The following is a 23,176-nucleotide window of genomic DNA, read 5'->3' on the forward strand; positions in this document are numbered from 1 at the left end:
CTGACGATGGGTGGCTGGCTCTTCGACCCCGCGCACTGGTCCGGTTCGACCGGCATTCCGGTGCGGCTGCTGGAACACCTCGGCTACACGCTGGTCACGTTGCTGATCGCCGCGGTGATCGCGATCCCGCTGGGCGCGTTCGTCGGGCACACCGGCAAGGGCGGCTTCGTGATCGTCGGGCTCTCCAACGCGCTGCGGGCGCTGCCGACGACGGCGGTGCTGATCCTCGTGGTGCTGTGGGCGGGCCTCGGCGACTTCCCCGTGTACGTGGCGCTGGTGCTGCTGGCGATCCCGCCGATCATGGCCGGCACCTACGCCGGCGTGCGCGCGGTGGACCCGGTGACCGTCGACGCCGCGCGCGGTGTCGGCATGCGCGAGTCGGGCGTGCTGCTGCGGGTGGAGATCCCGAACGCGCTTCCGCTGATCTACGGCGGTTTCCGCGGCGCCGCGCTGCAGGTCGTCGCGACCGCCACCATCGCCGCCTACACGGGTGCCGGTGGTCTCGGCAGGTTCGTCTTCGACGGCCTCGCCCTGCAGGAGTTCGGACAGATGCTCGCCGGCGCGGTGCTCGTGGCACTGCTCGCCGTTCTCGTCGACCTGGGTTTCGCCGGCCTGCAACGGCTGACGGTCTCGCCAGGGCTGCGTCCAGCTGGAACCGGAGGAAAGAGATGAAGCGCATCGCGACAGCCGTCGCCGCGGTCATGCTTTTGACGGCGTGCGGTGGTGACCCGCTGACGGGCGGCGCCAACAACCCGGCGCCCACGGACACGATCGTCGTCGGGTCGGGCAACTTCACGGAGTCGCGCCTGCTCGCCGAGATCTACGCGGAAGCCTTGACGGCCAAGGGCGTCAAGGTCTCGAAGAAGCTCAACATCGGCAACCGCGAGCTGTACTACAAGGGCGTGCAGGACGGCTCGATCGACCTGATCCCCGAGTACACCGGCGTGCTCCTGAAGTACATCAACAAGGACGCGACCGAGGTCGGCGCCGACGAGGTGTACGCGGCGCTGAAGAAGGCCCTGCCGCAGAACCTGACCGTGCTCGACAAGTCCGAGGCAGAGGACAAGGACGCGGTCGTCGTCACCAAGCAGATCGCGGCCCAGTACAGCCTGAAGTCGATCGACGACCTCGTGCCGTACTGCAAGGACCTGGTCTTCGGCGGCCCGCCGGAGTTCCAGAACCGCCCGGACGGCCTGCCCGGCCTCAAGGCCAAGTACAGCTGCGAGTTCAAGGAGTTCAAGGCCCTCGACGTCGGCGGCCCGCTGACCGTCGCCGGTCTGAAGGACAACACGGTGCAGGCGGCCGACCTGTTCACGACGGACTCCTCGATCAAGGCCAACGAGTTCGTGGTGCTGGAAGACCCGAAGAACGTGTTCGCCGCGCAGAACGTGCTGCCGCTGATCAACGAGAAGAAGGCGTCGCAGCAGGTGCGCGACACCCTCAACGCCATCTCGAAGAAGCTCGACACGAAGACGCTGCTGGACCTGAACCAGAAGCTGGCGGCGCCGGACAAGCCGGAGCCGGAGAAGGTCGCGAAGGAGTGGCTCGCTTCGGCGGGTATTTGACCTGACGGTCGGGCGGGGCGGGCACCTCCGGGTGTCCGCCCCGCTGCCGTTTCACGGCAGGAAGCTCGCGATGACGAGTATGCATAACGTGGCGGTCAGGGCGAAAGCTCCACCAGCGGAGCGGGCCGCGATGCTGGGCCGTGTCGACCTCCTTGCGAGCCAGAACGCAACGACGGCGATCAAGACTGAGATCAGAAACGCGATGACGAACAGCAGGAACTTGGCGAGCAGGGGATCTGCCAAGTCGAGCTTGCCGGCTGGGACCGTCGGCGCGGCGACGTGGAGCAGGACGTAGGCGGACAGAAGTCTCTGCTGAAGCATGGTTCCGTTCCTCGGGAAGTTCCGCTGGAACGGGTTGGCGGTGTGCGGATTTCTGCCCTTGCCGAGAGAACCACCGCCAGACCCGCACCGATGTCAACTCTGGTTGACAAGGGCAAGCGGAATCAGTTCTGGTGAGTGCAGAGGACGGCTGGTATCGATCCGGCGAGCAGAAGGCGCGGGCGGTGGTTCACGGCCTGCGACGGCGAGACCGAGGGCGCGAGCCACGCGAAGCAGGCGGCGATGAAGTAGAAAAGCAGGCGCAGCACCAGGGAGGGTATGAGTCTCCGAGTGCGATTCATGACTGCGTTCCTCATCGATGTGCGGACCGATCTGCTGCTGGCCGCGAGGCTAGCAGTCGCGAACCCTGCTGTGCGGCTGTATCGATCGGACCAGCTCGTGCGTCCAAGACGGTATGCGGACGATGATCGTCCGCTGATGCCGTGCGCACCTATCCCGTGGCTACGTGCCCGCCGATCCGCACCGTGAGCTCGTCGGCCGCCTTTCTGACCTCCTTGGCCAGGTCGGGCCAGGTCTGCCCGCAGGGCGTGTCGCAGAGGTGCCGAAAGGTGACCGTGATGGCCGCGATCGGCCGCTCCCCGTGGTCGAACACCGGCGCCGCCACCGAGGCGAACCCGACGGTCACGTACCCGTCCTCCACGGCCCAGCCCTGGCGGCGTTCGGCGGTCAGCAACCGCCGCAGCGCGGGGAGGTTGTGCGGGCCGCGGCCGGTGCGGTCGACGAACGACTCGACGGACGGAAACAGTGCCCTGACCTGGGCGGGAGGCACGTGGGCCAGCATCGCGCGGCCCGAAGCCGTCAGATGTGCGGGCAGGCGGACGCCGACGTCGGACACGATCGTCTGGGGTTGGCGGGGCTGCTCGCGTACCAGGTAGAGGGCCTCTGCGCCGTGCAGGACACCCAGATGCGCGACCTTTTCCATCCGATCGGCGAGCTTGCGCAACAGCGGGCGGGCTAGGCGTTCCAGCGGGTCGTGGCGCAGGTAGGCGGAGCCCAGCTCGAACGACGCGACGCCCAGGCCGTAGCGCTTCTCCTCCGGGAAGTGGGTGGCGAAGCCCGCCTCGGTCAGTTCCGAGAGCAGGTGATAGGTCGTTGACCTGGGCAGATTCAGCTCGCGCGCCACCGATGCGGCGGAGACGGGTCCTGGTCTGCCCGCGAGCAGCCGGAGGACCGCCAGCCCTCGCCGCAGCGCGGGAACGTCACTGCTGCTGCCCATATCCGTGATTTTCCCACGTGATCCAGCCCACGCCGTTACTACATCAGGGCACACTCAACAGAACAGGCCCGAGGTGCGTCATAGGGGTGTGACGGTTTTGAAGGGGGTCGGGATTGACACCGAGTTTCGATGACTTCGTGGCAGAACAGGTGACCCCGTTGCTGCGCTATGCCACCGTGCTCACGTGCGACCCGCACCTGGCCCAGGACGTGGTCCAGGAAGTGCTGCTGCGTGCGCAGCAGAAGTGGGACCGCATCGGTTCAGTCGACCTCCCTCACGCCTACGTCAAGCGCATGGTGACCAACGAGTACCTCTCGTGGCGCCGACGCAGGGCCGCCAAGGACGTCGCGCTGTGCATGACGACCCTGGAGTCCGTCACCCCGCCCGTCTCCGACACGACGCACCACTACGACGAGCGGGAAGCCATGTTGCAGCGGATCGCGAAGCTGCCCCGCAAACAGCGGGCGGCGATCGTGCTCCGCTACTACGAGAACTACGAGGACTCGGAGATCGCACAGATGCTCGGTTGTGCCGAGGGAACAGTGCGCAGCCACATCTCACGTGCGCTGGCCACACTCCGCATGGAACACACGCCGGAACCCGCTGGTGTCGGGTTGCGGCTCGGGGAGGGCCTCTCGTGAACGAAACCGAACAGCTGGTCAAGGACGCGCTCGGCAAGCTCGCCGAACGCACCCCGCACCCAGGGCCGACGCTCAACGCCCTGCGGCGCAAGCGCAAGCAACAGCGCAGCAACATCTTCCTGATCGCCACCGCGGGCGTGGCCGCCGTCGCCGTCCTGATCTTCGCGGGGATGATCGCCAGCGACAGGTACTCGCCGCCGACCTCCGACAACGCGGCCGCGGCGCTGATGCCGGTGGACCCGCAGAGCGTCGAGATCAAGTACACGCCGCACTGGCTGCCGGAAGGCTACGTCGAGACGTTGCGCGTCGTCGGCGACGAGACCACCCGCGTGTGGGTGCCGGCGAGCATCAAGGAGAAGGACCCGACGCAGCAGACCGGCGACGCCCGCGTCAGCCTGACCAGCGGGAAGAAGCTGCCCGACCTCACCGGGTGGGTGGAGACCAGCGTCCGCGGCCTGAAGGCGTGGATGAGGACCGCCGCGGGCCAGTCGCCCGGCCCGACCACGGAGCTCGTGTGGCAGGCGCAGGACGTGCTCAGCGTGTCGGTGCGCGGCCAGGACAAGCAGCTGGACGTCGCGATGAGCGTCGCGAACTCGGTGCGGTCCGACGCGAAGTCCGCCTACCTGGCGCCGTTCTCGCTCGACGGCAGGCAGGCCACGGACATCTGGGGGAGCACGACGAACCGGTGGACGTCTCAGTGGCGCTCGGAGCAGTTCGTGGTGACGCTGTCGACGAGCGCGCCCGCGCAGACGTCCGGCTCGCCCGTGACCGTGCGGGGCAAGCAGGGTGCTCTCACCAGCCATGGCGTGCTCGTGGTCCAGGACAGCGGGCTGTGGCTCACCGTGGCGGGTGAGTCCGAGAGCACCGACGCCCTGGTGGACACCGCCAACCGGGTGTCCATGCAGCACATGAGCCACCCCGACACGAACTGGATCGGCAAGGGCCTCTGAGGCCCGTCTGGGCCACCAGACACCATCGCGCGCTCCGGGGTCGCTGAGTCGGCCCCGGAGCGCTGTGATGTCTGCATGCGACAACCGGTGGAGCTGGGTCCCAAGCCTCTGACCCTCGAGGACGTTCATGCCGTCGCCCGCGACGGCGCCCCGGTGGAGATCACCGCGGCGGCCCGTGAGGCGGTCACCACCGCCCGTGGCCACATCGAACAGCTCGCCACGGCCGAACACCCCACCTACGGCGTCTCGACCGGGTTCGGCGCGCTCGCCGTCCGGCACATCCCGCCGGACCGCCGTGCCCAGCTGCAGCGGTCGCTGATCCGCTCGCACGCCGCCGGCTCCGGTCCCGAGGTCGAACGCGAGGTCGTGCGCGCGCTGATGCTGCTGCGCCTGCGCACCCTCTCCACCGGCCACACCGGCGTCCGGTTGTCCACTGTGGACGCGATGGCCGGGATGCTGAACGCCGGCATCACGCCCGTCGTGCACGAGTTCGGCTCGCTGGGCTGCTCCGGCGACCTGGCGCCGTTGTCGGCCAACGCCCTGGCGCTCATGGGGGAGGGCATGGTCCGCAACTCCCGCGACGAGCTGGTGCCCGCCGCCGAGGCGCTGGCCGAGGCCGGGATCGAACCCGTCCAGCTGGCCGAGAAGGAAGGCCTCGCGCTGATCAACGGCACCGACGGCATGCTCGGCATGCTGGCGCTGGCGATCGCCGACCTCACCCGCTTGCTCGACATCGCCGACCTCACGGCCGCCATGAGCGTCGAGGCGCTGCTCGGCACCGACCGCGTCTTCGAGCCCGAGCTGCACGCACTGCGCCCGCACCCCGGCCAGAACCTCTCCGCCGCCCGGATGCTCGCGTTCCTGCGCGACTCCGAGATCGTCGCCTCGCACCGCGGCCCCGACTGCACCCGCGTGCAGGACGCGTACTCGTTGCGCTGCTCCCCGCAGGTCCACGGCGCCGCCCGCGACACGGTGGCCTACGCGGCGACGGTGGCCGACCGCGAGCTGTCGTCGGTGATCGACAACCCCGTCGTGCTGGCCGACGGCCGGGTCGAGTCGAACGGCAACTTCCACGGCGCGCCCGTCGCGTACGTGCTGGACTTCCTCGCCATCCCGCTCGCGGACGTGGCGTCGATCGCCGAGCGGCGCACCGACCGCATGCTCGACGTCTCGCGCTCGCACGGCCTGCCGCCGTTCCTCGCCGACGACCCCGGCGTCGACTCCGGCCACATGATCGCCCAGTACACGCAGGCCGCGATCGTGTCCGAGCTCAAGCGCCTGGCCGTGCCGGCGTCCGTCGACTCGATTCCGTCCTCCGCGATGCAGGAGGACCACGTGTCGATGGGCTGGTCCGCCGCCCGCAAGCTGCGCAAGGCCGTGGACGGGCTCACGACCGTGCTCGCCATCGAACTGCTGACCGCCGCGCGTGCTCTCGACCTGCGCGCGCCCCTCAAGCCCGCCCCCGCGACGGCCGCCGCCGTGGCGAAGCTGCGCGAGACGGTCCAGGGCCCCGGCCCCGACCGCCACCTCGCCCCCGAGATCGCCGCCGCTGAGGCCCTGATTCGAAGTGGAGCCCTGTAATGGTTGTTCGCGCTGACCGAGGCACGTCGCTGACCGCGAAGCAGTGGTCGACCGAGGCCGCCCTGCGGATGTTCCACAACAACCTCGACCCCGACGTGGCCGAGCGTCCCGAGGACCTGGTCGTCTACGGCGGCACGGGCAAGGCGGCGCGCGACTGGCCGTCGTTCGAGGCGATCTCGCGTGAGCTGGCGGCGCTGGAGGCCGACGAGACGCTGCTCGTGCAGTCCGGCCGTCCGGTCGGTGTCATGCGCACGCACGAGTGGGCGCCGCGCGTGTTGATCGCGAACTCGAACCTCGTGCCGGACTGGGCGAACTGGCCCGAGTTCCGCCGCCTGGAGGCCGAGGGCCTCACGATGTACGGGCAGATGACCGCCGGGTCGTGGATCTACATCGGTACGCAGGGCATCTTGCAGGGCACCTACGAGACGTTCGCGGCGGTGGCCAACAAGCGCTTCGGCGGGACGTTGCGCGGCACTCTGACCGTGACGGCCGGCCTGGGTGGCATGGGCGGTGCGCAGCCTCTCGCCGTGACGATGAACGAGGGCGTCGCGCTGTGCATCGAGGTGGACCCGCAGCGCGCGCAGCGTCGTGTCGAGACCCGCTATCTGGACGAGGTCGCTCCTTCGCTGGATGCGGCCATCGAGCGGGTTCTGGCCGCCAAAGCCGCTGGTGAGGCCGTGTCCGTCGGCGTCGTCGGCAACGCGGCAGAGATCCTTCCGGAGCTGCTGCGCCGCGAGGTCGCCGTCGACATCGTGACGGACCAGACGTCGGCGCACGACCCGTTGGCGTACCTGCCGGTGGGCGTGGCTTTGGAGGACTGGGCTTCGTACGCCGCCTCGAAGCCGGAGGAGTTCACGGAGCGAGCGCGCGCCTCGATGGTGACGCACGTCGAGGCGATGGTCGGCTTCATGGACCGCGGCGCCGAGGTGTTCGACTACGGCAACTCGATCCGCGGCGAGGCGCAGCTGGGTGGCTACGACCGCGCGTTCGCGTTCCCCGGCTTCGTGCCCGCGTACATCCGGCCGCTGTTCTGCGAGGGCAAGGGCCCGTTCCGCTGGGCCGCGCTGTCGGGTGACCCGGCGGACATCGCCGCCACGGACCGCGCGATCCTGGAGCTCTTCCCGGAGAACGAGCAGCTCGCCCGGTGGATCAAGATGGCGGGGGAGCGCGTCGAGTTCCAGGGCCTGCCCGCCCGGATCTGCTGGCTGGGCTACGGCGAACGGCACCTCGCGGGCCTCAAGTTCAACGAGATGGTCGCCTCGGGCGAGCTGTCCGCGCCGATCGTGATCGGCCGCGACCACCTGGACTGCGGCTCGGTGGCCTCCCCGTACCGCGAGACCGAGGCGATGGCCGACGGCTCCGACGCGATCGCCGACTGGCCGCTGCTGAACGCCCTGGTCAACACGGCCTCGGGCGCGACGTGGGTGTCGATCCACCACGGCGGCGGCGTGGGCATCGGGCGGTCGATCCACGCCGGGCAGGTGACGGTGGCGGACGGGACAGCGTTGGCGGCGCAGAAGATCGAGCGCGTGCTGACCAACGACCCCGGCATGGGCGTGATCCGGCACGTGGACGCCGGGTACGACGAGGCCAGGTCGGTGGCGGCCGACAAGGGCGTGCGCATCCCGATGGAGGGCTGAAAATTGTCAGACCTCGCTGGAATAATTGAAATCGGGGGACCCCTGGGAGGGGACCCCTGCGCGAGCGTGCCAGGAGCGTCGGTGTCGCCGGAGGCCCCCGGCGTGAGGGCGCCGAAACTGTCAGACCTCGCTGGGATAATTGAATCAGGGGACCCCTTCCGGGGGGACCCCTGCGCGAGCCTGCCGGGGGTGGCGTGATGCTCGACCAGATCGCGGACGTCGGCCGGGACGCCCAGCGCGGCGGCTACTCCCGCCACGCCTACGCCGGCCCTGAGCTCGAGCTGCGGCACTGGTTCGTCGAGCAGGCCGTCCGGCGCGGCCTCAACGTCGAGACCGACCAGAACGGCAACCTCTGGGCCTGGTGGGGCGAGCGCGGCGACGACGCGCTCGTCACCGGCAGCCACCTGGACTCGGTGCCCGGCGGCGGCGCGTTCGACGGGCCGCTCGGGGTGACGTCCTCGCTCCAGGCCGTGGATCTCTTGCAAGCAAAGGGGTTCACGCCGCGCAGGCCGTTCGCCATCGCCGTCTTCGCCGAGGAGGAAGGCGGCCGGTTCGGGGTCGCCTGCCTCGGTTCGCGCCTGCTCAGCGGTGCCATCGCCAAGGACAAGGCGCTCAACCTCAAGGACCCGGACGGCGTCACGCTCGCCGAGGCCATGAAGGCGGCGGGCTACGACCCGGACCAGGTCGGCCGCGACCAGAAGACCCTGGACCGCATCGGCCAGTTCGTCGAGCTGCACGTCGAGCAGGGCCGCGGCCTGACGGTGCCGGTGGGCGTGGCGAGCAGCATCCTCGCGCACGGCCGGTGGCGCTTCAGCTTCCGAGGTGAGGGCAACCATGCCGGCGCCACGCTGATCGAGGACCGCCGCGACCCGATGCTCCCGGCCTCGCAACTCGTTCTCGCGGCACGGAAAGCCGCCAGAAACGGTGGCCGCGCGACCGTCGGCCGGATCGTGCCCAACCCCGGCGGCACGAACGTCATCGCGTCCACTGTGGACGTCTGGCTGGACGCCCGCGACAGCGACGACGCGCGCACCCGTGCGATGGTCGCCGAGATCTCCGAGGCCGCCCACAACGCTGCCGAGGAGGAGGGCTGCGAGCTGCGGATCGCCGAGGAGTCGTACGGCGACACGGTGTACTTCGACGAGAGCCTCAAGAACGACATCGCGCACGCGCTCGGCGGCGTCCCGGCGTTGCCGACCGGTGCGGGCCACGACGCGGGCATCCTCGCCGCGCACGTGCCGACGGCGATGTTGTTCGTGCGCAACCCGACCGGCGTGAGCCACGCGCCGGAGGAGTTCGCCGAGCAGGCCGACGTCGATGCGGGCGTCAGGGCACTGGCCGCCACGATCGAACACCTCGGCTCGTGAACTACTGGTGCGAGCGGGCCTGGCTGCCCGGCGGGCTCGCCGAACGCGTGCTGGTCAGGGTCGAGAACGGCAGGATCGCAAGCGTGTCCACAGTGGACACGATCCCGCTGGGTGTGCGGAGGCTGCACGGTGTTGTCGTGCCGGGCTTCGCGAACGCCCACTCGCACGCGTTCCACCGGGCGTTGCGCGGCAGGACGCACGACGGCGGCGGTACGTTCTGGACGTGGCGCGAAGGCATGTACGCGTTGGCGTCCAAACTGACCCCGCAGTCGTACTACCGCCTCGCCCGCGCGGTCTACGGCGAGATGGCGCTCGCCGGCGTCTCGGCTGTCGGCGAGTTCCACTACGTGCACGACAGGTCGAACGAGTTCGGGTACGCGCTGCGGGAGGCGGCGAAGGACGCGGGCATCCGGCTGACGTTGCTCGACACCTGCTACCTCGCGGGCGGCATCGACCAGCCGGTCAACGAGGTGCAGCAGCGGTTCTCCGACGGCACCGCGGAGAAGTGGGCGTCGAGGGTCGGCGAGCTGAAGTCCGACGAGGTGATGCGCGTCGGAGCGGCGATCCACTCGGTCAGGGCGGTTCCGAGGGCCGAGTTCTCGACGGTGGCGCAGGCGTTCCCGGACGCCCCGCTGCACGTCCACCTGTCCGAGCAGCCCGCGGAGAACGAGGCCTGCCTCGCCGCCTACGGACTCACGCCGACGCAGTTGCTGCACGAAGCCGGAGCGTTGTCGTCGCGCACGACAGCGGTGCACGCCACGCACCTGACGCCCGAGGACATCGCGACCCTCGGCAGCACCGGCACGGGCGCGTGCTTCTGCCCGACCACGGAGGCCGACCTCGCCGACGGCATCGGGCCGGCCCGTGAACTGGCCGACGCGGGCAGCCCGCTGTCGTTGGGCAGCGACCAGCACGCGGTGGTCGACCCGTTGCTGGAGACCCGCGCGCTGGAGCACGGCGAACGCCTCCGCACCGGTCAGCGCGGCCGGTTCTCGCTCGACGACCTGCTCCAGGCCGCCACCCGGCACTCCGCACTCGGCTGGGACGGCGGGCGCATCGAACCAGGCGCGCCCTGCGACCTCGTCGCGATCAGCTGCTCGACACCGCGCACCGCGGGATCGTTGCCGCAGCAGGTCTTCCTGTCCGCGACGGCGTCCGATGTGGACACCGTGGTGGTGGGTGGCAAGGTCGTGGCGTCCCAAGGCGTGCACGAGACTCTGGGAGACGTCGGCAGGCTGCTGGCGGACGCGATCGAGGAGCTGTGGGCATGAGCGTGCTGATCACCGGTATCGGTGAGCTGACGACGAACAGCGAGTCCGCCGGCGACGCGCTGGTCGTGGACGGCTCGGAGATCGTCTGGGTCGGCAGGGCCTCCGAGGCTCCGGCGGCGGACGAGCGGGTCGACGTCGAAGGCCGTGCGGTGCTGCCCGGCTGGGTCGACAGCCACACCCACCTGGTCTTCGCGGGCGACCGCACCGCCGAGTTCGGTGCGCGCATGGCGGGCAAGCCCTACACCGCGGGCGGCATCGCCGTGACCGTCAACGCGACCCGTGCCGCCACCGACGTGGAACTGTCCGAGGTCGTGCGCAAGCATGTCGCCGAGGCGCTGCGACAAGGCACGACGTTCGTCGAGACCAAGACCGGCTACGGCCTCACCGTCGCCGACGAGGTGCGGTCCGCCCGCATCGCCGCCGAGCACGCCGACGAGGTGACGTTCCTCGGAGCGCACCTCGTCCCGCCCGGCGAGGACGCCGACACCTACGTCGACCTCGTCCGCGGCGCGATGCTCGACGCCGTCGCACCGCTCGTGAGCTGGGCGGACGTGTTCTGCGAGAAGGGCGCGTTCGACTACGACCAGTCCAAGGCGGTGCTGGAGGCGGCGAAGGCGAAGGGTCTCGGCCTGCGCGTGCACGGCAACCAGCTCGGCGAAGGCCCAGGCGTGCGGCTGGCTGTGGAGCTCGGCGCGGCCTCCGTCGACCACTGCACGTACCTGTCGGCGGAGGACGTCGACGCGCTGGCGTCGTCCGGGACCGTCGCGACGCTGCTGCCGGCGTGCGACCTGTCGACGCGCCAGTCGTTGCCCCCGGCCCGCGCCCTGCTCGACGCCGGGGCGACAGTTGCGTTGGCCAGCAACTGCAACCCCGGCTCGTCCTACACCTCGTCGATGGCGTTCTGCGTGACGACAGCGGTCCTGCAGATGCGGATGACCGTCGAGGAGGCCGTCTGGGCCGCGACGGCGGGAGGCGCGCGGGCGTTGCGACGCGACGACGTCGGCGTGATCAGGCCTGGTGCACGCGCGGATCTGCACGTGCTGGACGCGCCTTCGGTCACGCATCTGGCGTACCGGCCGGGCGTCCCGTTGACGTACGCCGTGTGGCGCCGAGGCGAGAGGTCGATCTAGGACACGGCCGGGTGACGACCCTCCGTGTGGGCCTACTGGCGGAGGGCGGGAGGGCCGTACGGTGGCGTCGTGGACTTCGCCGAGGCCCTGACGAAAGCCGTGGACGACAGCGGTCTCAGCCTGGAACGCGTGCAGCACCACCTGGCCGCGCGGGGCATGCAGGTGAGCCTCTCGACGCTGAGCTACTGGCGTCGCGGCCGCAGCAGGCCGGAGCGGCCGGAGTCGCTGAAGGTCGTCACCGCCCTGGAGGAGCTGCTCGGCCTCGGTGAGGGCTTCCTGACGGATCGCCTCGGCGACAAGCGCCCGCGCGGGCGGTGGGTCGGCCAGGCCATGTCGCTCGAGGACATGTGGGACTCGCGTGCCACCGACCTCGGCGAGGTCATGGCGCGGATAGACCGCTTGCAGCCGACGGCGTCGACGTACCTGAGCGTGAAGGACCGGCAGGTGATCGGGCCGGACCGGCGTGAGGTCGAGATGCACTGCACCGGCATCGTGCAGGCGCTGGAGGACGGCGTCGACAGGTTCCTCGCCATCCAGCTCGCCGACCCGACCGACCTCGGCGTCGCGTCGATCGAGGCAGGTCCGCCGTGCCGGCTCGGGCGGGTGCGCAGCGAGGACGCCACGGGGTTCCTCGTCGCGGAGGTCCTCTTCGACCGGGTGCTGAGGGCCGGTGAGACGGCACTGGTCGACTACCGGGTCCGGATGAGGCCCGGCGCGGACAGCGAGGTCTGCGACCGGCGGTTCCTGCGCCCGGTGGGCGACTACGTGCTGCAGATCGACTTCCACCCGGACGCGGTGCCGGCGCGGTGCTTCCAGTTCGCGCGGCCGTCGCTGCACGAGCCGGAGACGGCTCTGAACGACCTGTGGATCGGGACGACTGCCTCGACGCACATCCACGTGCGGAACTCGAAGCCCGGGATCTATGGAGTGCGGTGGGAGTGGGAGTAGGCCGCTACTTCCCACTCCCACCGCAAGCGCCCCCAGTTCCGCGATGCGCTCGGCCGAGCCGCATTCGGCCTTCTGCATCAAGGGCGCTGGGACGGCCGTCGCCGCTGCAGGGGTGCGGCGACGGCAGGTTCAGCTGTTCACCATGCGATTCCCGAATTCGGCACACACATTCCTGATTCGCGCGTCAAGAATGTGCGTCGCCGCGTTCGGCCAGTTCACGCGGGGTCCTCCTGGTCGGGAATCAACGGGTGAACACCAAGAAACTAACGCGAGTCGGGTTCCCGATAACAGGTTCGAAACTTCAGTCGTCAAATCTGTCAAAACTGTGGCGGTGCCCGGTGGTGATCACCCGCCGTAGCATTCGAGCGTGCCGGAGTTCGCGGAGGAACTGGCGAGGGCCGTCGAGGTCAGCGGCCTCAGTCTGGAACGGATCCGGCACCACCTCGAGCAGCGCGGCCTGCAGGTCAGCCAGTCGACGCTGAGCTACTGGCGCCGCGGCCGCAGCCGTCCGGAACGCCCCGAGTCGCTCGCCGCCGTCGCCGCCCTGGAGGAGATCCTGCGCCTCTCACCGGGCGCGCTGACCGGCAGGCTGGGCGACCGCCGCCCGCGCGGCCGCTGGGTCGAGCGCACCACGGCGCTGGAGGGCATCTGGGGCGACGCGGCGATCGACCTGGGCCGCGAGATCGCCCGCGTGGACAAGCTCCTACCGGCCCCGGCGCGGTACCTGAGCGTGCGCGACCGCGTCCTGATCGGCCAGGACCGCCGCGAGGTCGAGATCCGCAGCAGCGCGGTGATCGAGGCGTTCGAGGACGGCGTGGACCGCATGCTCATCGCGAAGACCGCCGACGACACCGACCTCTCACCCGGCGACATCGCCGCCGAGAGGTCGTGCCGCGTGGGCAGGGTGCGCAGGGACGACGACCGCAAGCTGCTCGTCGCCGAGATCATCCTCGACCGCGTGCTGCGCGCGGGCGACACCGCGCTCGTCGACCTGAGGCTGATCTCCGATCCCGGAGCGGACAGCGTCTCCGCCGACCGCACGTTCCTCCGCACGCTGCGCAACTACGTGTTGGAAGTGGAGTTCCACCCCGACGCGGTTCCCGTGCGCTGTCACAGCTTCAGCCGCCCCGCGCTGGACGCGCAGGACGTCGACACCGGCGAGCTGTGGATCGGCACGACCTCCGCCGCGCACCTGCTCGTGCCCGAGGCGCACGCGGGCCACGTGCACGGCATCAAATGGGAGTGGGAATAGCAGCTGGAGCAGCTCCACGTGGCACCGGACGTGCGCGAGGGGCAGGGTGAGGGGCATGGAGTACACCAACCTCGGCCGCAGTGGCCTGTCCGTCTCCCGACTGTGCCTCGGCACGATGAACTTCGGTCCCGAGACGTCCGAGGCCGACAGCCACGCGATCATGGACCGAGCCCACGAGCACGGCCTGAACTTCTTCGACACGGCCAACGTCTACGGCTGGAAGCAAGGCGAGGGCGTCACCGAGAACATCATCGGCCGCTGGTTCGCCCAGGGCGGCGGCCGGCGCGAGAAGACGGTCATCGCCACCAAGCTGTACGGCAGCATGGGCGACTGGCCCAACGACAACAAGCTGTCGGCCCTGAACATCCGCCGCGCCGCCGACGCGTCGCTGAAGCGGATGCAGACCGACTACATCGACCTCTACCAGATGCACCACGTCGACCGGGACACGCCGTGGGACGAGATCTGGGAAGCCTTCTCCGTGCTGCGCCAGCAGGGCAAGGTCATCTACTTCGGCTCGTCGAACTTCGCGGGCTGGCACATCGCCCAGGCGGCGGAGGCCGCGCGCACCCGCGGGTTCCTCGGGCTGGTGTCCGAGCAGTCGATCTACAACCTGATGACCAGGTGGGCTGAGCTGGAGGTCCTGCCGGCGGCCCGGCACTACGGGCTTGGCGTGATCCCCTGGTCGCCGTTGCACGGTGGGCTGCTGGGTGGCGTTCTGCGCAAGCAGCGTGAGGGTGGGGCTTCTCGGTCGGCTTCCGGGCGTTCGTCCGATGCGCTGGAGAAGAACCGGGAGCGGATCGACGCCTACGAGAAGCTGTGCGCCGAGCTGGGGGAGGACCCGGCGAACGTCGGGCTCGCCTGGCTGCTGCACCAGGACGGGGTCACGGCGCCGATCATCGGGCCGCGGACCGGGGAGCAGTTGGACAACTCGCTGCGTGCGGCTGAGTTGAAGTTGGACGCTGAGGTGTTGGCGAAGCTGGACGAGCTGTTCCCGGCGCCGGGGCCGAACGGGGCGAAGCCGGCGCCGGAGGCGTACGCCTGGTGAACCGTTAGCCCGTTGCCAGGATGATGGTTTCGTTCCTGTTGAGTCTGCCGTCGGCGCGTCGGCGCATGATCGACACGCCGGCGGCCAGTTGTTGAAATCTTGCTCTGTCGGGCGGATCAGTTTCGTATGCCAGGCAGACGGCGAGGATGCGCAACTCTGCTGCGCCCTGGAAATTGAGGGGACGACGCTCGATGAATGCCGTGGTCACAGCTTTCATGAAGTCGGGCAGTCGTTCCTCGCCCCATCTGCTCAACCGGGCTTCCTGTGTCTTTTGGATTATCTCGGAGTAATTGTCGCGTGGCGCGACGAACAGTGTCGGGAGATTCGGGCTCTCGATCAGTTTCGAGAATGTTCGGTTGAACTTTTCGGTGAACCTCGCCTTCGGCATCGCGCCCGGATGATTCGGGGAGGCGAGGCTGAATGCGACGCCGACCTGATCTTCGATGTTCCTGGTTGGTGATGCCTCGACGGGCAGTTTCAGGAGTCTCAGTGTTGTCATGGTGGTATGACCGACTGGTCGGGGCATCCAGGCCTGCGCGTCTCTGACCTGGTAACAAACTTCGGAGACCTGTGACAGCACCGTCAAGTCGTCGATCAGGTCTTCTTGCACCTCCTGTCCGGAGACGTTGAAGTGAGAGTGCTGAACCTGCCAGCCCGCGTCGGCGGTGTACGCGGACAACGAGTTGAGCTTTGCAGCGAGTGGTGACGACGTCAGCTCCTTCACCCTGGGTAGACGAAAGGTCAGCTCAGACGCCGCAGTTCGGTTGAGCCAGTCGACGAATGCAAGTGCGTCGCCGAACCACATGCTCCTGGCGGGTTCGTCGGGATTACCGAGCGGAACCTCTGGTGCGCTATGCGGTCCGCTGCCCAGGAACAGTCGATAGATTCGTGACGGCACCGGTTCCATACAGATGTGCGTTCCTGCGTCGGTGCGTACGAGCCTGCGCAGATGCCGGGATAGCACGACGCGGGTGATGAAGTTGCGGACGTCGGTGTTCGCGCGTGAGTCGTGCACCGTTTCCAGCAGTCGGTCGAGCCTGGAGCGGAGTTCCGGCGCGAGTTCGCTCCCCTGCTCCGCGCAGTCGAACGCCAGCGACAACGCTACGACAGATCCGGAGTCGAGACAGGCTTGGACGATCGGGTCCGCGTTGGCGCGGGCCACGTGCAAGAGTGTCGTTTCGCGCCACCACACGTTGTCGACGTTGTCGCTCAGTGTCCGCGTCAGGTGCTTCTCGCGGATGTGGTGAGCGGCGAGGTACTCCTGGAAAGTCAGGTGGGCGAAAGCGAAGACGTCACGTTCGCGTTCAAGCAAAAGGCCGCACGATGTCATGTTCGCGAGGAACTCTTCAACGTTCATTCCTTGTGTCGTGCGACGCAGAGAGGAACGGAGTTCCAGGTTGATCTGGTCTCGGCTGATGTCACGGCGTCGACGAATCATCATCGAGTAGGCGAGCCCGTCGAGAAGCTTCATCTTCTGGTCGCCCGTCAGCTCCGAGACGAGCTTCTTGGCTTCCTGTCTGCGCCACAGCAGGACCTGGCAGATCTCGCTGTAGAGATCGACCCGGCTGCCCGGTAGCGCGCCGCGGAACTTGTGCACGTTCGCGATCATCGTAAGCAGCAGCGGGTTCACAGTGAGCTCGTAGAGCGAGGTGTTCTGATGGAGGCGTTCGAGGAGGTCGCTCGCTTCCTGCTCGGCGCGGCGGGCGATGTCCGGTGTCTTCTCGCCGGTGCTGCGCTGCTCGAAGGCGAGGTACCAGCCGCGGACGAACCGCGTCACCTGCTGGTCGGTGAAGCCGCGGACCTGCACGATGTCGGCGCCTGAGATCGGCGCGGTCTGGTAGCCGTGCGGGCGGGACGTGATCACGAAGTCGTTCAGCGGGTAGAGCGCCACCTGGCGTTCGACCCAGTCCGAGACGGCACGTCGGTTGTCCTGGTCGGCTACCTCGTCCAGACCGTCCAGTAGGACCGCGCAGGAGCCTGCTCGGAGTTTGCGCTCGAACCAACCAGTGGGGGCGTTGCAGTCGATCAGGTCGGGCAGAGCGGTGCCGTTCGTGATCGCCTGGAGGTGGTCTCGCAGGTAGAGCAGGATCGGGATGCGACGGCGGCGGCGTCGCGTGCGGCACACGAGTAGAGCCGTGTGCCGCAGGAGGGTTGTCTTACCGCAGCCTGGCGCGCCGATCACGGCCAGCACCACGGGTTTGGGGCGGTCGATCAGGTCGCCTATGAAGTGGCGGTCTGGTTGGACCTGCGGGCGGCCCAGAATGTCCGTGGGCACCTTGGTCGGCTCGCTGTGCACAAGGCTGACGTCTACGAATACCTCGTCCAGTTCGGGCGTGTAGAAGCCCATGGTGGCGAGGCCCTTGAGATCGATGAACCTCAGGTTGCCCAGCACCGACTGGCGGTAACGGCGTTCGAACCTCGACAGCCGGCGCCGGGTGCCCTCATCGATCGCCTTGGAGAGCGGGTCCTTCCATTTGTTGCTCAGCTCGTCGGCCGTGCGGCCGACGAGCTTGCTCACGAAACCGAAGCCCAGGACCACTGCCTCGTAGGCCGCGAGCACCACGAGCGCGAGCACAGGATTGGCCTTCGACCAGGCCTGCAGGAACGCCACATAGGTCGCGACTGGTGGTCCGATGGCGGCGGCGAGTAAGCCGAGGATCTTCCCCATGCGCCGCTCATCGTGTGGAACCCAGGGCGCGTGACACTATTCGCCTCGAGGGTGACTAGTCCTCGAAATCGTCGTCGTCGCGCGCCAGGAACGTGGCGAAGCGCTCGACGGCGGTCTCGAACTCCGGGTTGGTGTCGACGAACTCCCGCAGCTTGTCGGCGAGCCACGCGAAGGTGACCTCCTCCTCGCCGCGCCGCTTCTCGAGCTCCTCGATGCCGCGATCGGTGTGGTACATGGCGAAAACTCCTGTGGGGGCTGGAAAAACGAGCCGCCGGACCCGTGTGGATCCGGCGGCTCGTTTCGTTCAGACGGGGGTTACTCGAACGCGCGCGTGATGATCTCGCGCTGCTCGACCTCGTGCACCTTGCTCGAACCGGCCGACGGGGCTGCCATCGGGCGGCGGGACACGCGGCGGACGGTGCCCAGGTGCTCGGGCAGCAGCTCCGGCAGGGCCAGGCCGTAGAACGGCCAGGCGCCCTGGTTCGCCGGCTCCTCCTGCACCCAGCGGATGTCCTTCGCGTTCGGGTAGCGCTCCAGGGTCTCGGTCAGCTTGCGGGCCGGGACCGGGTAGAGCTGCTCGACGCGCACGATCGCCACGTCGCCGCCGCCGCGCTTCTCGCGCTCGGCGTGCAGCTCGTAGGAGATCTTGCCGCTGCACAGCAGGACCTTCGTGACCGCGTTCGGGTCCTTGATCGTCGGGTCGTCCATCACCGAGTGGAAGCGGTCGTTGATGAACTCGTCCGTGCCGCTGACGGCGGCCTTCAGGCGCAGCATCGACTTCGGCGTGAACACCACGAGCGGGCGGTCGACGCCGTCGAGGGCGTGGCGGCGCAGCAGGTGGAAGTAGTTCGCCGGGGTCGACGGGACGGCGACGGTCATGGAGCCCTCTGCGCACAGCTGCAGCCAGCGCTCGATGCGGCCCGACGTGTGGTCGGGGCCCTGGCCCTCGTGGCCGTGCGGCAGCAGGATCACGACGTCGGAACGCTGACCCCACTTCGCCTCACCGGACGAGATGAACTCGTCGATGATCGGCTGCGCGCCGTTGACGAAGTCGCCGAACTGCGCCTCCCACAGGACCAGCGCCTGCGGGTTCGCGACCGAGTAGCCGTACTCGAAGCCGAGCGCGGCGAACTCCGACAGCACCGAGTCGTAGACCATGAACTTGCCCTGGTCCGGCGACAGGTTCTGCAGCGGCGTGTAGTCGTCGCCGGTCTTGCGGTCGATCAGGGTCGCGTGGCGCTGCACGAACGTGCCGCGGCGCGAGTCCTGGCCGGCCAGGCGGATGTTGCGGCCCTCGATCGCGAGCGAGCCGAACGCGAGCAGCTCCGCGAACGCCCAGTCGATGCCGCCCTCGCGCGCCATCTTGGCGCGGCGGTCGAGCACCGGCTTGACGCGCGCGTGCGGCGTGAAGCCCTCCGGCAGGTCGACGTGCGCGTCGGCGATCTTCTCCAGCACCTCGCGGCTGATGTGCGTGGGCAGCTTCGCCGGGACCTGCTGCTCTGCCTCCACCGACGGGCTGACCGTCACCGGGTGCTTCTCGAGCTCGCGGACCTCGTTGAAGACGTGCTCCAGCTGGCTGGAGAAGTCCTGCAGCGCCTTCTCGGCCTCTTCGACCGTGATGTCGCCGCGGCCGATCAGGGACTCGGTGTAGGTCTTGCGCACCGAGCGCTTCTGGTCGATCACGTCGTACATCGCCGGCTGCGTCATCGAGGGGTCGTCGCCCTCGTTGTGGCCGCGGCGGCGGTAGCAGACCATGTCGATCACGACGTCCTTGGCGAACGCCTGGCGGTACTCGACGGCGAGCTTCGCGACCCAGTAGCAGGCCTCGGGGTCGTCGCCGTTCACGTGGAAGACCGGCGAGCCGATCATCTTCGCGACGTCGGTCGAGTACTTCGACGAGCGCGAGTGCTCGGGCGCAGTGGTGAAGCCGACCTGGTTGTTCACGACGATGTGGACCGTGCCACCGGTGCGGTAACCGCGGACCAGCGCCAGGTTCAGCGTCTCGGCCACGACACCCTGACCGGCGAACGCCGCGTCACCGTGCATGGCGACCGGCAGCACCGGGAAGGAGTCGCCGCCCTTGTCGAGCATGTCCTGCTTGGCGCGGACGATGCCCTCGAGGACCGGGTCGACGGCTTCGAGGTGCGACGGGTTGGCGGTCAGCGACACCTTGGTCTCGCCGTCGCCGAACATGCGGAAGTACTTGCCCTCGGCACCGAGGTGGTACTTCACGTCGCCGGAGCCGTGCGCCTGGCCGGGGTCGAGGTTGCCCTCGAACTCGCGGAAGATCTGCGAGATCGGCTTGCCGACGATGTTCGCGAGGACGTTCAGGCGGCCGCGGTGCGGCATGCCGATGACGACCTCGTCGAGCTCGTGCTCGGCGGCCTTGTCCAGGACGGCGTCGAGCAGCGGGATGACGGTCTCGCCGCCTTCCAGCGAGAAGCGCTTCTGGCCGACGTACTTCGTCTGCAGGAACGTCTCGAACGCCTCGGCCGCGTTCAGCTTGCTGAGGATGTACTTCTGCACGGTGGCCGGCGGCTTCTCGTGCGGAACCTCGACGCGCTCCTGGATCCAGCGGCGCTCTTCGGGCTCGAGGATGTGCATGTACTCGACGCCGACGGTGCGGCAGTACGAGTTGCGCAGCACGCCCAGGATGTCGCGGAGCTTCATCCGCTCCTTGCCCGCGAAGCCGCCGACGGGGAACTCGCGGTCGAGGTCCCACAGCGTCAGGCCGTGGCTGAGCACGTCCAGGTCGGCGTGGCTGCGCTGGCGGTAGTTCAGCGGGTCCGTGTCGGCCATCAGGTGGCCGCGCGTGCGGAACGCGTCGATCAGCTCGATGACGCGCGCGGTCTTGTCGACGGCGCCCTCTGGGATGTCCGCGACCCAGCGGATCGGCTCGTAGGGCAGCCGCAGCGACGCGAAGATGTCGTCGTAGAAGCCGTCCTCGCCGAGCAGCAGCTGGTGGATCCGCTTGAGGAACTCACCCGACTCCGCACCCTGGATGATGCGGTGGTCGTACGTGCTGGTCAGCGTGATGATCTTGCTGACGCCCATGTCGGTGAGCGCCTGCTCGCTGGTGCCCTGGAAGTGCGCGGGGTACTCCATCGCGCCGACGCCGACGATCGTGCCCTGACCCGCGGTGAGACGCGGCACCGAGTGGTTCGTGCCGATCGTACCGGGGTTGGTCAGCGAGATCGTCGTGCCGCCGAAGTCCTCGGCGGTCAGCGCGCCCGTGCGGGCCTTGCGGATCAGGTCCTCGTAGGCCTGCCAGAACTGCGTGAACGTCATGTTCTCGCAGCCCTTGACCGAGGCGACGACCAGCGTGCGGTTGCCGTCCTTGCCGGGCAGGTCGATCGCCAGGCCGAAGTTGACGTGCTCCGGCGTGACGACGAACGGCTTGCCGTCCACCTCGGCGAAGTGGCGGTTCATGTTCGGGAACGCCTGCAGCGCCCGGACGACCGCGTAGCCGATGACGTGCGTGAAGGAGACCTTCCCGCCGCGCGTCCGCTTCAGGTGGTTGTTGATGACGATGCGGTTGTCGGCCAGCAGCTTGGCGGGCACGGCGCGCACGCTGGTCGCGGTCGGAACGGTGAGCGACAGCTCCATGTTCTTCGCGATCGCGGCGGCGGCACCGCGCAGCTGCTTCTGCTCGGGCTCGGCGCTCTGCGTGACCGGCTTGGCCTTGGCGGCCTGCTGCGGCGCGGGCTTGCCGGTGGACGGCAACGAGGCCGCCTGCTTCGGCTGCGCCTGCTTGGGCTGCGGCTGCGCGGCAGGCTTGGGTGCGGCGGCGGGCGCGGGCTTGCCGTTGTCGGCCGCCGGCGGCGTCACGGTCGCGGTCGTGGTCGAACCACCCGCGGTCGCCGTGGCGGCGGCACTGCCGTTGCCGCCCGCACGCTTGTAGTCGGCAAAGAAGTCATGCCATGCCGGGTCTACGGATGACGGGTCCGCGAGGAACTGCTCGTACATCTCCTCGACGAGCCACTCGTTCGGCCCGAATTGTGACGCAGGACTGCTGCTGGACACGGCTGGCGCTCGCCTCTATCCATCTCGCTCTTGGTGTTGACTCATGCGGTCATCAGGTTAGTCCCCCTGGCACGGGCCTTCACACGCTGGAGGCACCTGGCAAGGAGTGCTCGGTCACAGGATCGATCAGGACGGGCCCGACGTCACCCGCAGTTGAGCATTTCTTGATGTGCGTCTCACCCGGTTCCTCGCTTTCTCGGTCTCTTGGACTGGCATACGCACCGAGCGCAGTGATCAGTTCACGATAGGTACACACCTGCCGCGTCGCGGATTGATCTTGTTCAGCCCAGTGAACGCAGGATCGAGCCGGTCATCGCCTCGACGAACCTCGCCCTGGTCTCGTCGGACGTGCGGTCCAGCGACAGGTACGGGTTCAGGTCCTCGAGCTCGACGAGCAGGAGCTCGCCCTCCTGGGTGCGGCAGGCGTCGACGCGCTGGACGCCGTGGTCCAGGTCGTTCCAGTCGATGAACTTCTGCGCGAATTCCAGGTCGTCGTCGCTCGGGGTGTACTGCGCCAGTTCCCACCGCTGCGCCGGGTCGGGGGCGTTGAGGGCGTACTGGAAGTCGTGGTCGACGAAGTAGAACGAGACCTCGTACCGGAAATCGATCTTGGGTTGGATGAGAACGTCTTCTTGCTTTTCTCCGAGGTCCTCGCGCTTCACGAACTTCAGGCCGTGGGAGTCGGCGCCGGCTTTGGGCTTCACGACGTACTCGGTCGTGGGTGGGAGGCGGTCCAGGTGGTCCGGGGTGTCGACGGTGGGGATCACCGGGAAGCCCTCTTCGGTGAGGTCCAGGAGGTACTGCTTGCCGGCCATGTCCGCCTTGCCGGTCAGGGGGTTGTAGACGGGATGGCCGGTGGCTTTCGCCGTTGTGCGGAAGTGGGTGTAGGCCTCCGGGTAGTCGATCACCGGGCCGCTGTTGCGGACCACGACCGTGTCGAACGCTTCCATCAGGTCTGCTGCCTGGGTGGGGTGGCAGATGGCCAGGTCGAAGGTTTGTTGCAGGGCGGCGGTGAGGTGGATGTCCTCGTCGCAGTAGCGGCGGCCTTTTGCGGGGTAGGAGAGGTCGGAGACGTAGAGGATTTTGGGGCGGGGCATGGGGGTCCTTTGGCGAGTTCCAGGGTGATTACGTTGGGTTGGTTCCGTGGCCGTCCCAGCGTGGTCGCCGTGCGAGTTCCAGCGTGGTCGCCAGTGCGGTCTGGTGCCTGTTCCAGCGTGGGCGTGCACCTCGGACGAAGCATCGGGGTACATCGCCGCTCCGCGACGATTGCGATTGGGGCTTGACTTCGGGGCCCTTGCGAGGCGCTCAGTCGGCCGGAAAAGGCCGGATGCTTCGCAACCGGCCGATCCCGAAAGGGGTAGCACCTCGCACCCAAAGTCAAGCCCCAATCGCCAAACCACGAGTGGGCGCACCGCTACCCATCTGGGCAAGGTCTGCACGGCTCGCCTTCGGCATCGCTTGGGCGCCTCGGCTTCGCCGTTGGCGGTGCGGGGGTTGCTCCTGCTCGCCTTCGGCATCGCTTGGCCTCGGCTTGCCG

The 23,176-nt window shown here is 68.6% G+C and carries 18 protein-coding genes; 12 read left to right on the forward strand and 6 right to left on the reverse strand.

The features are described 5' to 3' along the window. Window positions 1-6: 6 nt before the first annotated feature. Together ACFWV3_RS37125 and ACFWV3_RS37130 are read left to right on the forward strand one after the other, a co-directional pair. On the forward strand, window positions 7-672 hold the full coding sequence (locus tag ACFWV3_RS37125; protein WP_382418579.1) for an ABC transporter permease: 666 nt from the start codon (window positions 7-9) through the stop codon (window positions 670-672). Further along, window positions 669-1,565 carry a glycine betaine ABC transporter substrate-binding protein gene (locus ACFWV3_RS37130; protein WP_382418580.1) on the forward strand — a complete coding sequence of 299 codons (897 nt, stop codon included), beginning with the start codon at window positions 669-671 and terminating at the stop codon, window positions 1,563-1,565. The genes ACFWV3_RS37125 and ACFWV3_RS37130 overlap by 4 nt, the downstream gene beginning before the upstream one ends. Before the next feature lie 51 nt (window positions 1,566-1,616). On the opposite strand, the gene ACFWV3_RS37135 is transcribed toward ACFWV3_RS37130, so the two are convergent. Beyond that, a complete protein-coding gene (locus ACFWV3_RS37135; protein ID WP_382418582.1) occupies window positions 1,617-1,886 on the reverse strand; it encodes a hypothetical protein in 270 nt (89 codons plus the stop codon). 448 nt (window positions 1,887-2,334) lie between these two features. Continuing rightward, window positions 2,335-3,120, reverse strand: coding sequence for an IclR family transcriptional regulator (locus ACFWV3_RS37140; protein WP_330850530.1), 786 nt, complete (start codon window positions 3,118-3,120; stop codon window positions 2,335-2,337). 113 nt (window positions 3,121-3,233) lie between these two features. Between ACFWV3_RS37140 and ACFWV3_RS37145 the strand changes: the two genes are divergently transcribed. The 10 genes from ACFWV3_RS37145 (at window position 3,234) to ACFWV3_RS37190 (ending at window position 14,948) form a co-directional block, all read left to right on the forward strand. Continuing rightward, window positions 3,234-3,761, forward strand: a complete 528-nt coding sequence (locus tag ACFWV3_RS37145) for a SigE family RNA polymerase sigma factor (protein ID WP_382418585.1) — start codon at window positions 3,234-3,236, stop codon at window positions 3,759-3,761. Beyond that, window positions 3,758-4,711 (forward strand): hypothetical protein, encoded by a 954-nt coding sequence (locus ACFWV3_RS37150; RefSeq protein ID WP_382418587.1) that lies wholly within the window; start codon window positions 3,758-3,760, stop codon window positions 4,709-4,711. The genes ACFWV3_RS37145 and ACFWV3_RS37150 overlap by 4 nt, the downstream gene beginning before the upstream one ends. Window positions 4,712-4,786: 75 nt before the next feature. Continuing rightward, window positions 4,787-6,292 carry a histidine ammonia-lyase gene (gene hutH / locus ACFWV3_RS37155; protein ID WP_382418589.1) on the forward strand — a complete coding sequence of 502 codons (1,506 nt, stop codon included), beginning with the start codon at window positions 4,787-4,789 and terminating at the stop codon, window positions 6,290-6,292. After that, entirely contained in the window at window positions 6,292-7,932 is a 1,641-nt protein-coding gene (gene hutU / locus ACFWV3_RS37160; protein WP_382418591.1) for a urocanate hydratase, read from the forward strand. The genes hutH and hutU overlap by 1 nt, the downstream gene beginning before the upstream one ends. A 197-nt stretch (window positions 7,933-8,129) precedes the next feature. Then, window positions 8,130-9,299, forward strand: coding sequence for an allantoate amidohydrolase (locus ACFWV3_RS37165; protein WP_382418593.1), 1,170 nt, complete (start codon window positions 8,130-8,132; stop codon window positions 9,297-9,299). Continuing rightward, window positions 9,296-10,570 (forward strand): formimidoylglutamate deiminase, encoded by a 1,275-nt coding sequence (locus tag ACFWV3_RS37170; RefSeq protein ID WP_382418595.1) that lies wholly within the window; start codon window positions 9,296-9,298, stop codon window positions 10,568-10,570. Before ACFWV3_RS37165 ends, ACFWV3_RS37170 begins: the two co-directional genes overlap by 4 nt. Beyond that, the gene (gene hutI, locus ACFWV3_RS37175) at window positions 10,567-11,700 is read left to right on the forward strand and encodes an imidazolonepropionase (RefSeq protein WP_382418597.1); all 1,134 of its coding nucleotides are present in this window, start codon (window positions 10,567-10,569) and stop codon (window positions 11,698-11,700) included. The genes ACFWV3_RS37170 and hutI overlap by 4 nt, the downstream gene beginning before the upstream one ends. Before the next feature lie 69 nt (window positions 11,701-11,769). Next, window positions 11,770-12,648: a hypothetical protein gene (locus ACFWV3_RS37180; protein ID WP_382418599.1), complete on the forward strand. Its 879-nt coding sequence runs from the start codon at window positions 11,770-11,772 to the stop codon at window positions 12,646-12,648. Between the two features lie 367 nt (window positions 12,649-13,015). Further along, a complete protein-coding gene (locus tag ACFWV3_RS37185; protein ID WP_382418600.1) occupies window positions 13,016-13,900 on the forward strand; it encodes a hypothetical protein in 885 nt (294 codons plus the stop codon). A gap of 55 nt (window positions 13,901-13,955) precedes the next feature. Further along, a complete protein-coding gene (locus ACFWV3_RS37190; RefSeq protein ID WP_382418602.1) occupies window positions 13,956-14,948 on the forward strand; it encodes an aldo/keto reductase in 993 nt (330 codons plus the stop codon). 4 nt (window positions 14,949-14,952) lie between these two features. Here the strand turns inward: ACFWV3_RS37190 and ACFWV3_RS37195 are convergent, their stop codons facing one another. The 4 genes from ACFWV3_RS37195 to ACFWV3_RS37210 all read right to left on the reverse strand — a co-directional run bounded on the left by ACFWV3_RS37195 (window position 14,953) and on the right by ACFWV3_RS37210 (window position 22,736). Continuing rightward, window positions 14,953-17,616: an NACHT domain-containing protein gene (locus ACFWV3_RS37195; protein WP_382418604.1), complete on the reverse strand. Its 2,664-nt coding sequence runs from the start codon at window positions 17,614-17,616 to the stop codon at window positions 14,953-14,955. A gap of 55 nt (window positions 17,617-17,671) precedes the next feature. Then, on the reverse strand, window positions 17,672-17,851 hold the full coding sequence (locus ACFWV3_RS37200) for a DUF6104 family protein (RefSeq protein WP_382418606.1): 180 nt from the start codon (window positions 17,849-17,851) through the stop codon (window positions 17,672-17,674). A gap of 80 nt (window positions 17,852-17,931) precedes the next feature. Further along, window positions 17,932-21,639: a multifunctional oxoglutarate decarboxylase/oxoglutarate dehydrogenase thiamine pyrophosphate-binding subunit/dihydrolipoyllysine-residue succinyltransferase subunit gene (locus ACFWV3_RS37205; protein WP_382418608.1), complete on the reverse strand. Its 3,708-nt coding sequence runs from the start codon at window positions 21,637-21,639 to the stop codon at window positions 17,932-17,934. 281 nt (window positions 21,640-21,920) lie between these two features. Then, a complete protein-coding gene (locus ACFWV3_RS37210) occupies window positions 21,921-22,736 on the reverse strand; it encodes a hypothetical protein (protein ID WP_382418610.1) in 816 nt (271 codons plus the stop codon). Between the last annotated feature and the right edge of the window lie 440 nt (window positions 22,737-23,176).

The sequence above is a fragment of the Lentzea sp. NPDC059081 genome (genome assembly GCF_042738015.1).
Classification (GTDB): Bacteria; Actinomycetota; Actinomycetes; order Mycobacteriales; family Pseudonocardiaceae; genus Lentzea.

Bases quoted from the DNA above. Each gene is read 5' to 3' on its own strand.
- ACFWV3_RS37125 (WP_382418579.1), top strand. From the start codon at position 7: ATGGGTGGCTGGCTCTTCGACCCCGCGCACTGGTCCGGTTCGACCGGC.
- ACFWV3_RS37130 (WP_382418580.1), top strand. From the start codon at position 669: ATGAAGCGCATCGCGACAGCCGTCGCCGCGGTCATGCTTTTGACGGCG.
- ACFWV3_RS37135 (WP_382418582.1), bottom strand. From the start codon at position 1,886: ATGCTTCAGCAGAGACTTCTGTCCGCCTACGTCCTGCTCCACGTCGCC.
- ACFWV3_RS37140 (WP_330850530.1), bottom strand. From the start codon at position 3,120: ATGGGCAGCAGCAGTGACGTTCCCGCGCTGCGGCGAGGGCTGGCGGTC.
- hutH (WP_382418589.1), top strand. From the start codon at position 4,787: ATGCGACAACCGGTGGAGCTGGGTCCCAAGCCTCTGACCCTCGAGGAC.
- hutU (WP_382418591.1), top strand. From the start codon at position 6,292: ATGGTTGTTCGCGCTGACCGAGGCACGTCGCTGACCGCGAAGCAGTGG.
- ACFWV3_RS37165 (WP_382418593.1), top strand. From the start codon at position 8,130: ATGCTCGACCAGATCGCGGACGTCGGCCGGGACGCCCAGCGCGGCGGC.
- hutI (WP_382418597.1), top strand. From the start codon at position 10,567: ATGAGCGTGCTGATCACCGGTATCGGTGAGCTGACGACGAACAGCGAG.
- ACFWV3_RS37190 (WP_382418602.1), top strand. From the start codon at position 13,956: ATGGAGTACACCAACCTCGGCCGCAGTGGCCTGTCCGTCTCCCGACTG.
- ACFWV3_RS37195 (WP_382418604.1), bottom strand. From the start codon at position 17,616: ATGGGGAAGATCCTCGGCTTACTCGCCGCCGCCATCGGACCACCAGTC.
- ACFWV3_RS37200 (WP_382418606.1), bottom strand. From the start codon at position 17,851: ATGTACCACACCGATCGCGGCATCGAGGAGCTCGAGAAGCGGCGCGGC.
- ACFWV3_RS37210 (WP_382418610.1), bottom strand. From the start codon at position 22,736: ATGCCCCGCCCCAAAATCCTCTACGTCTCCGACCTCTCCTACCCCGCA.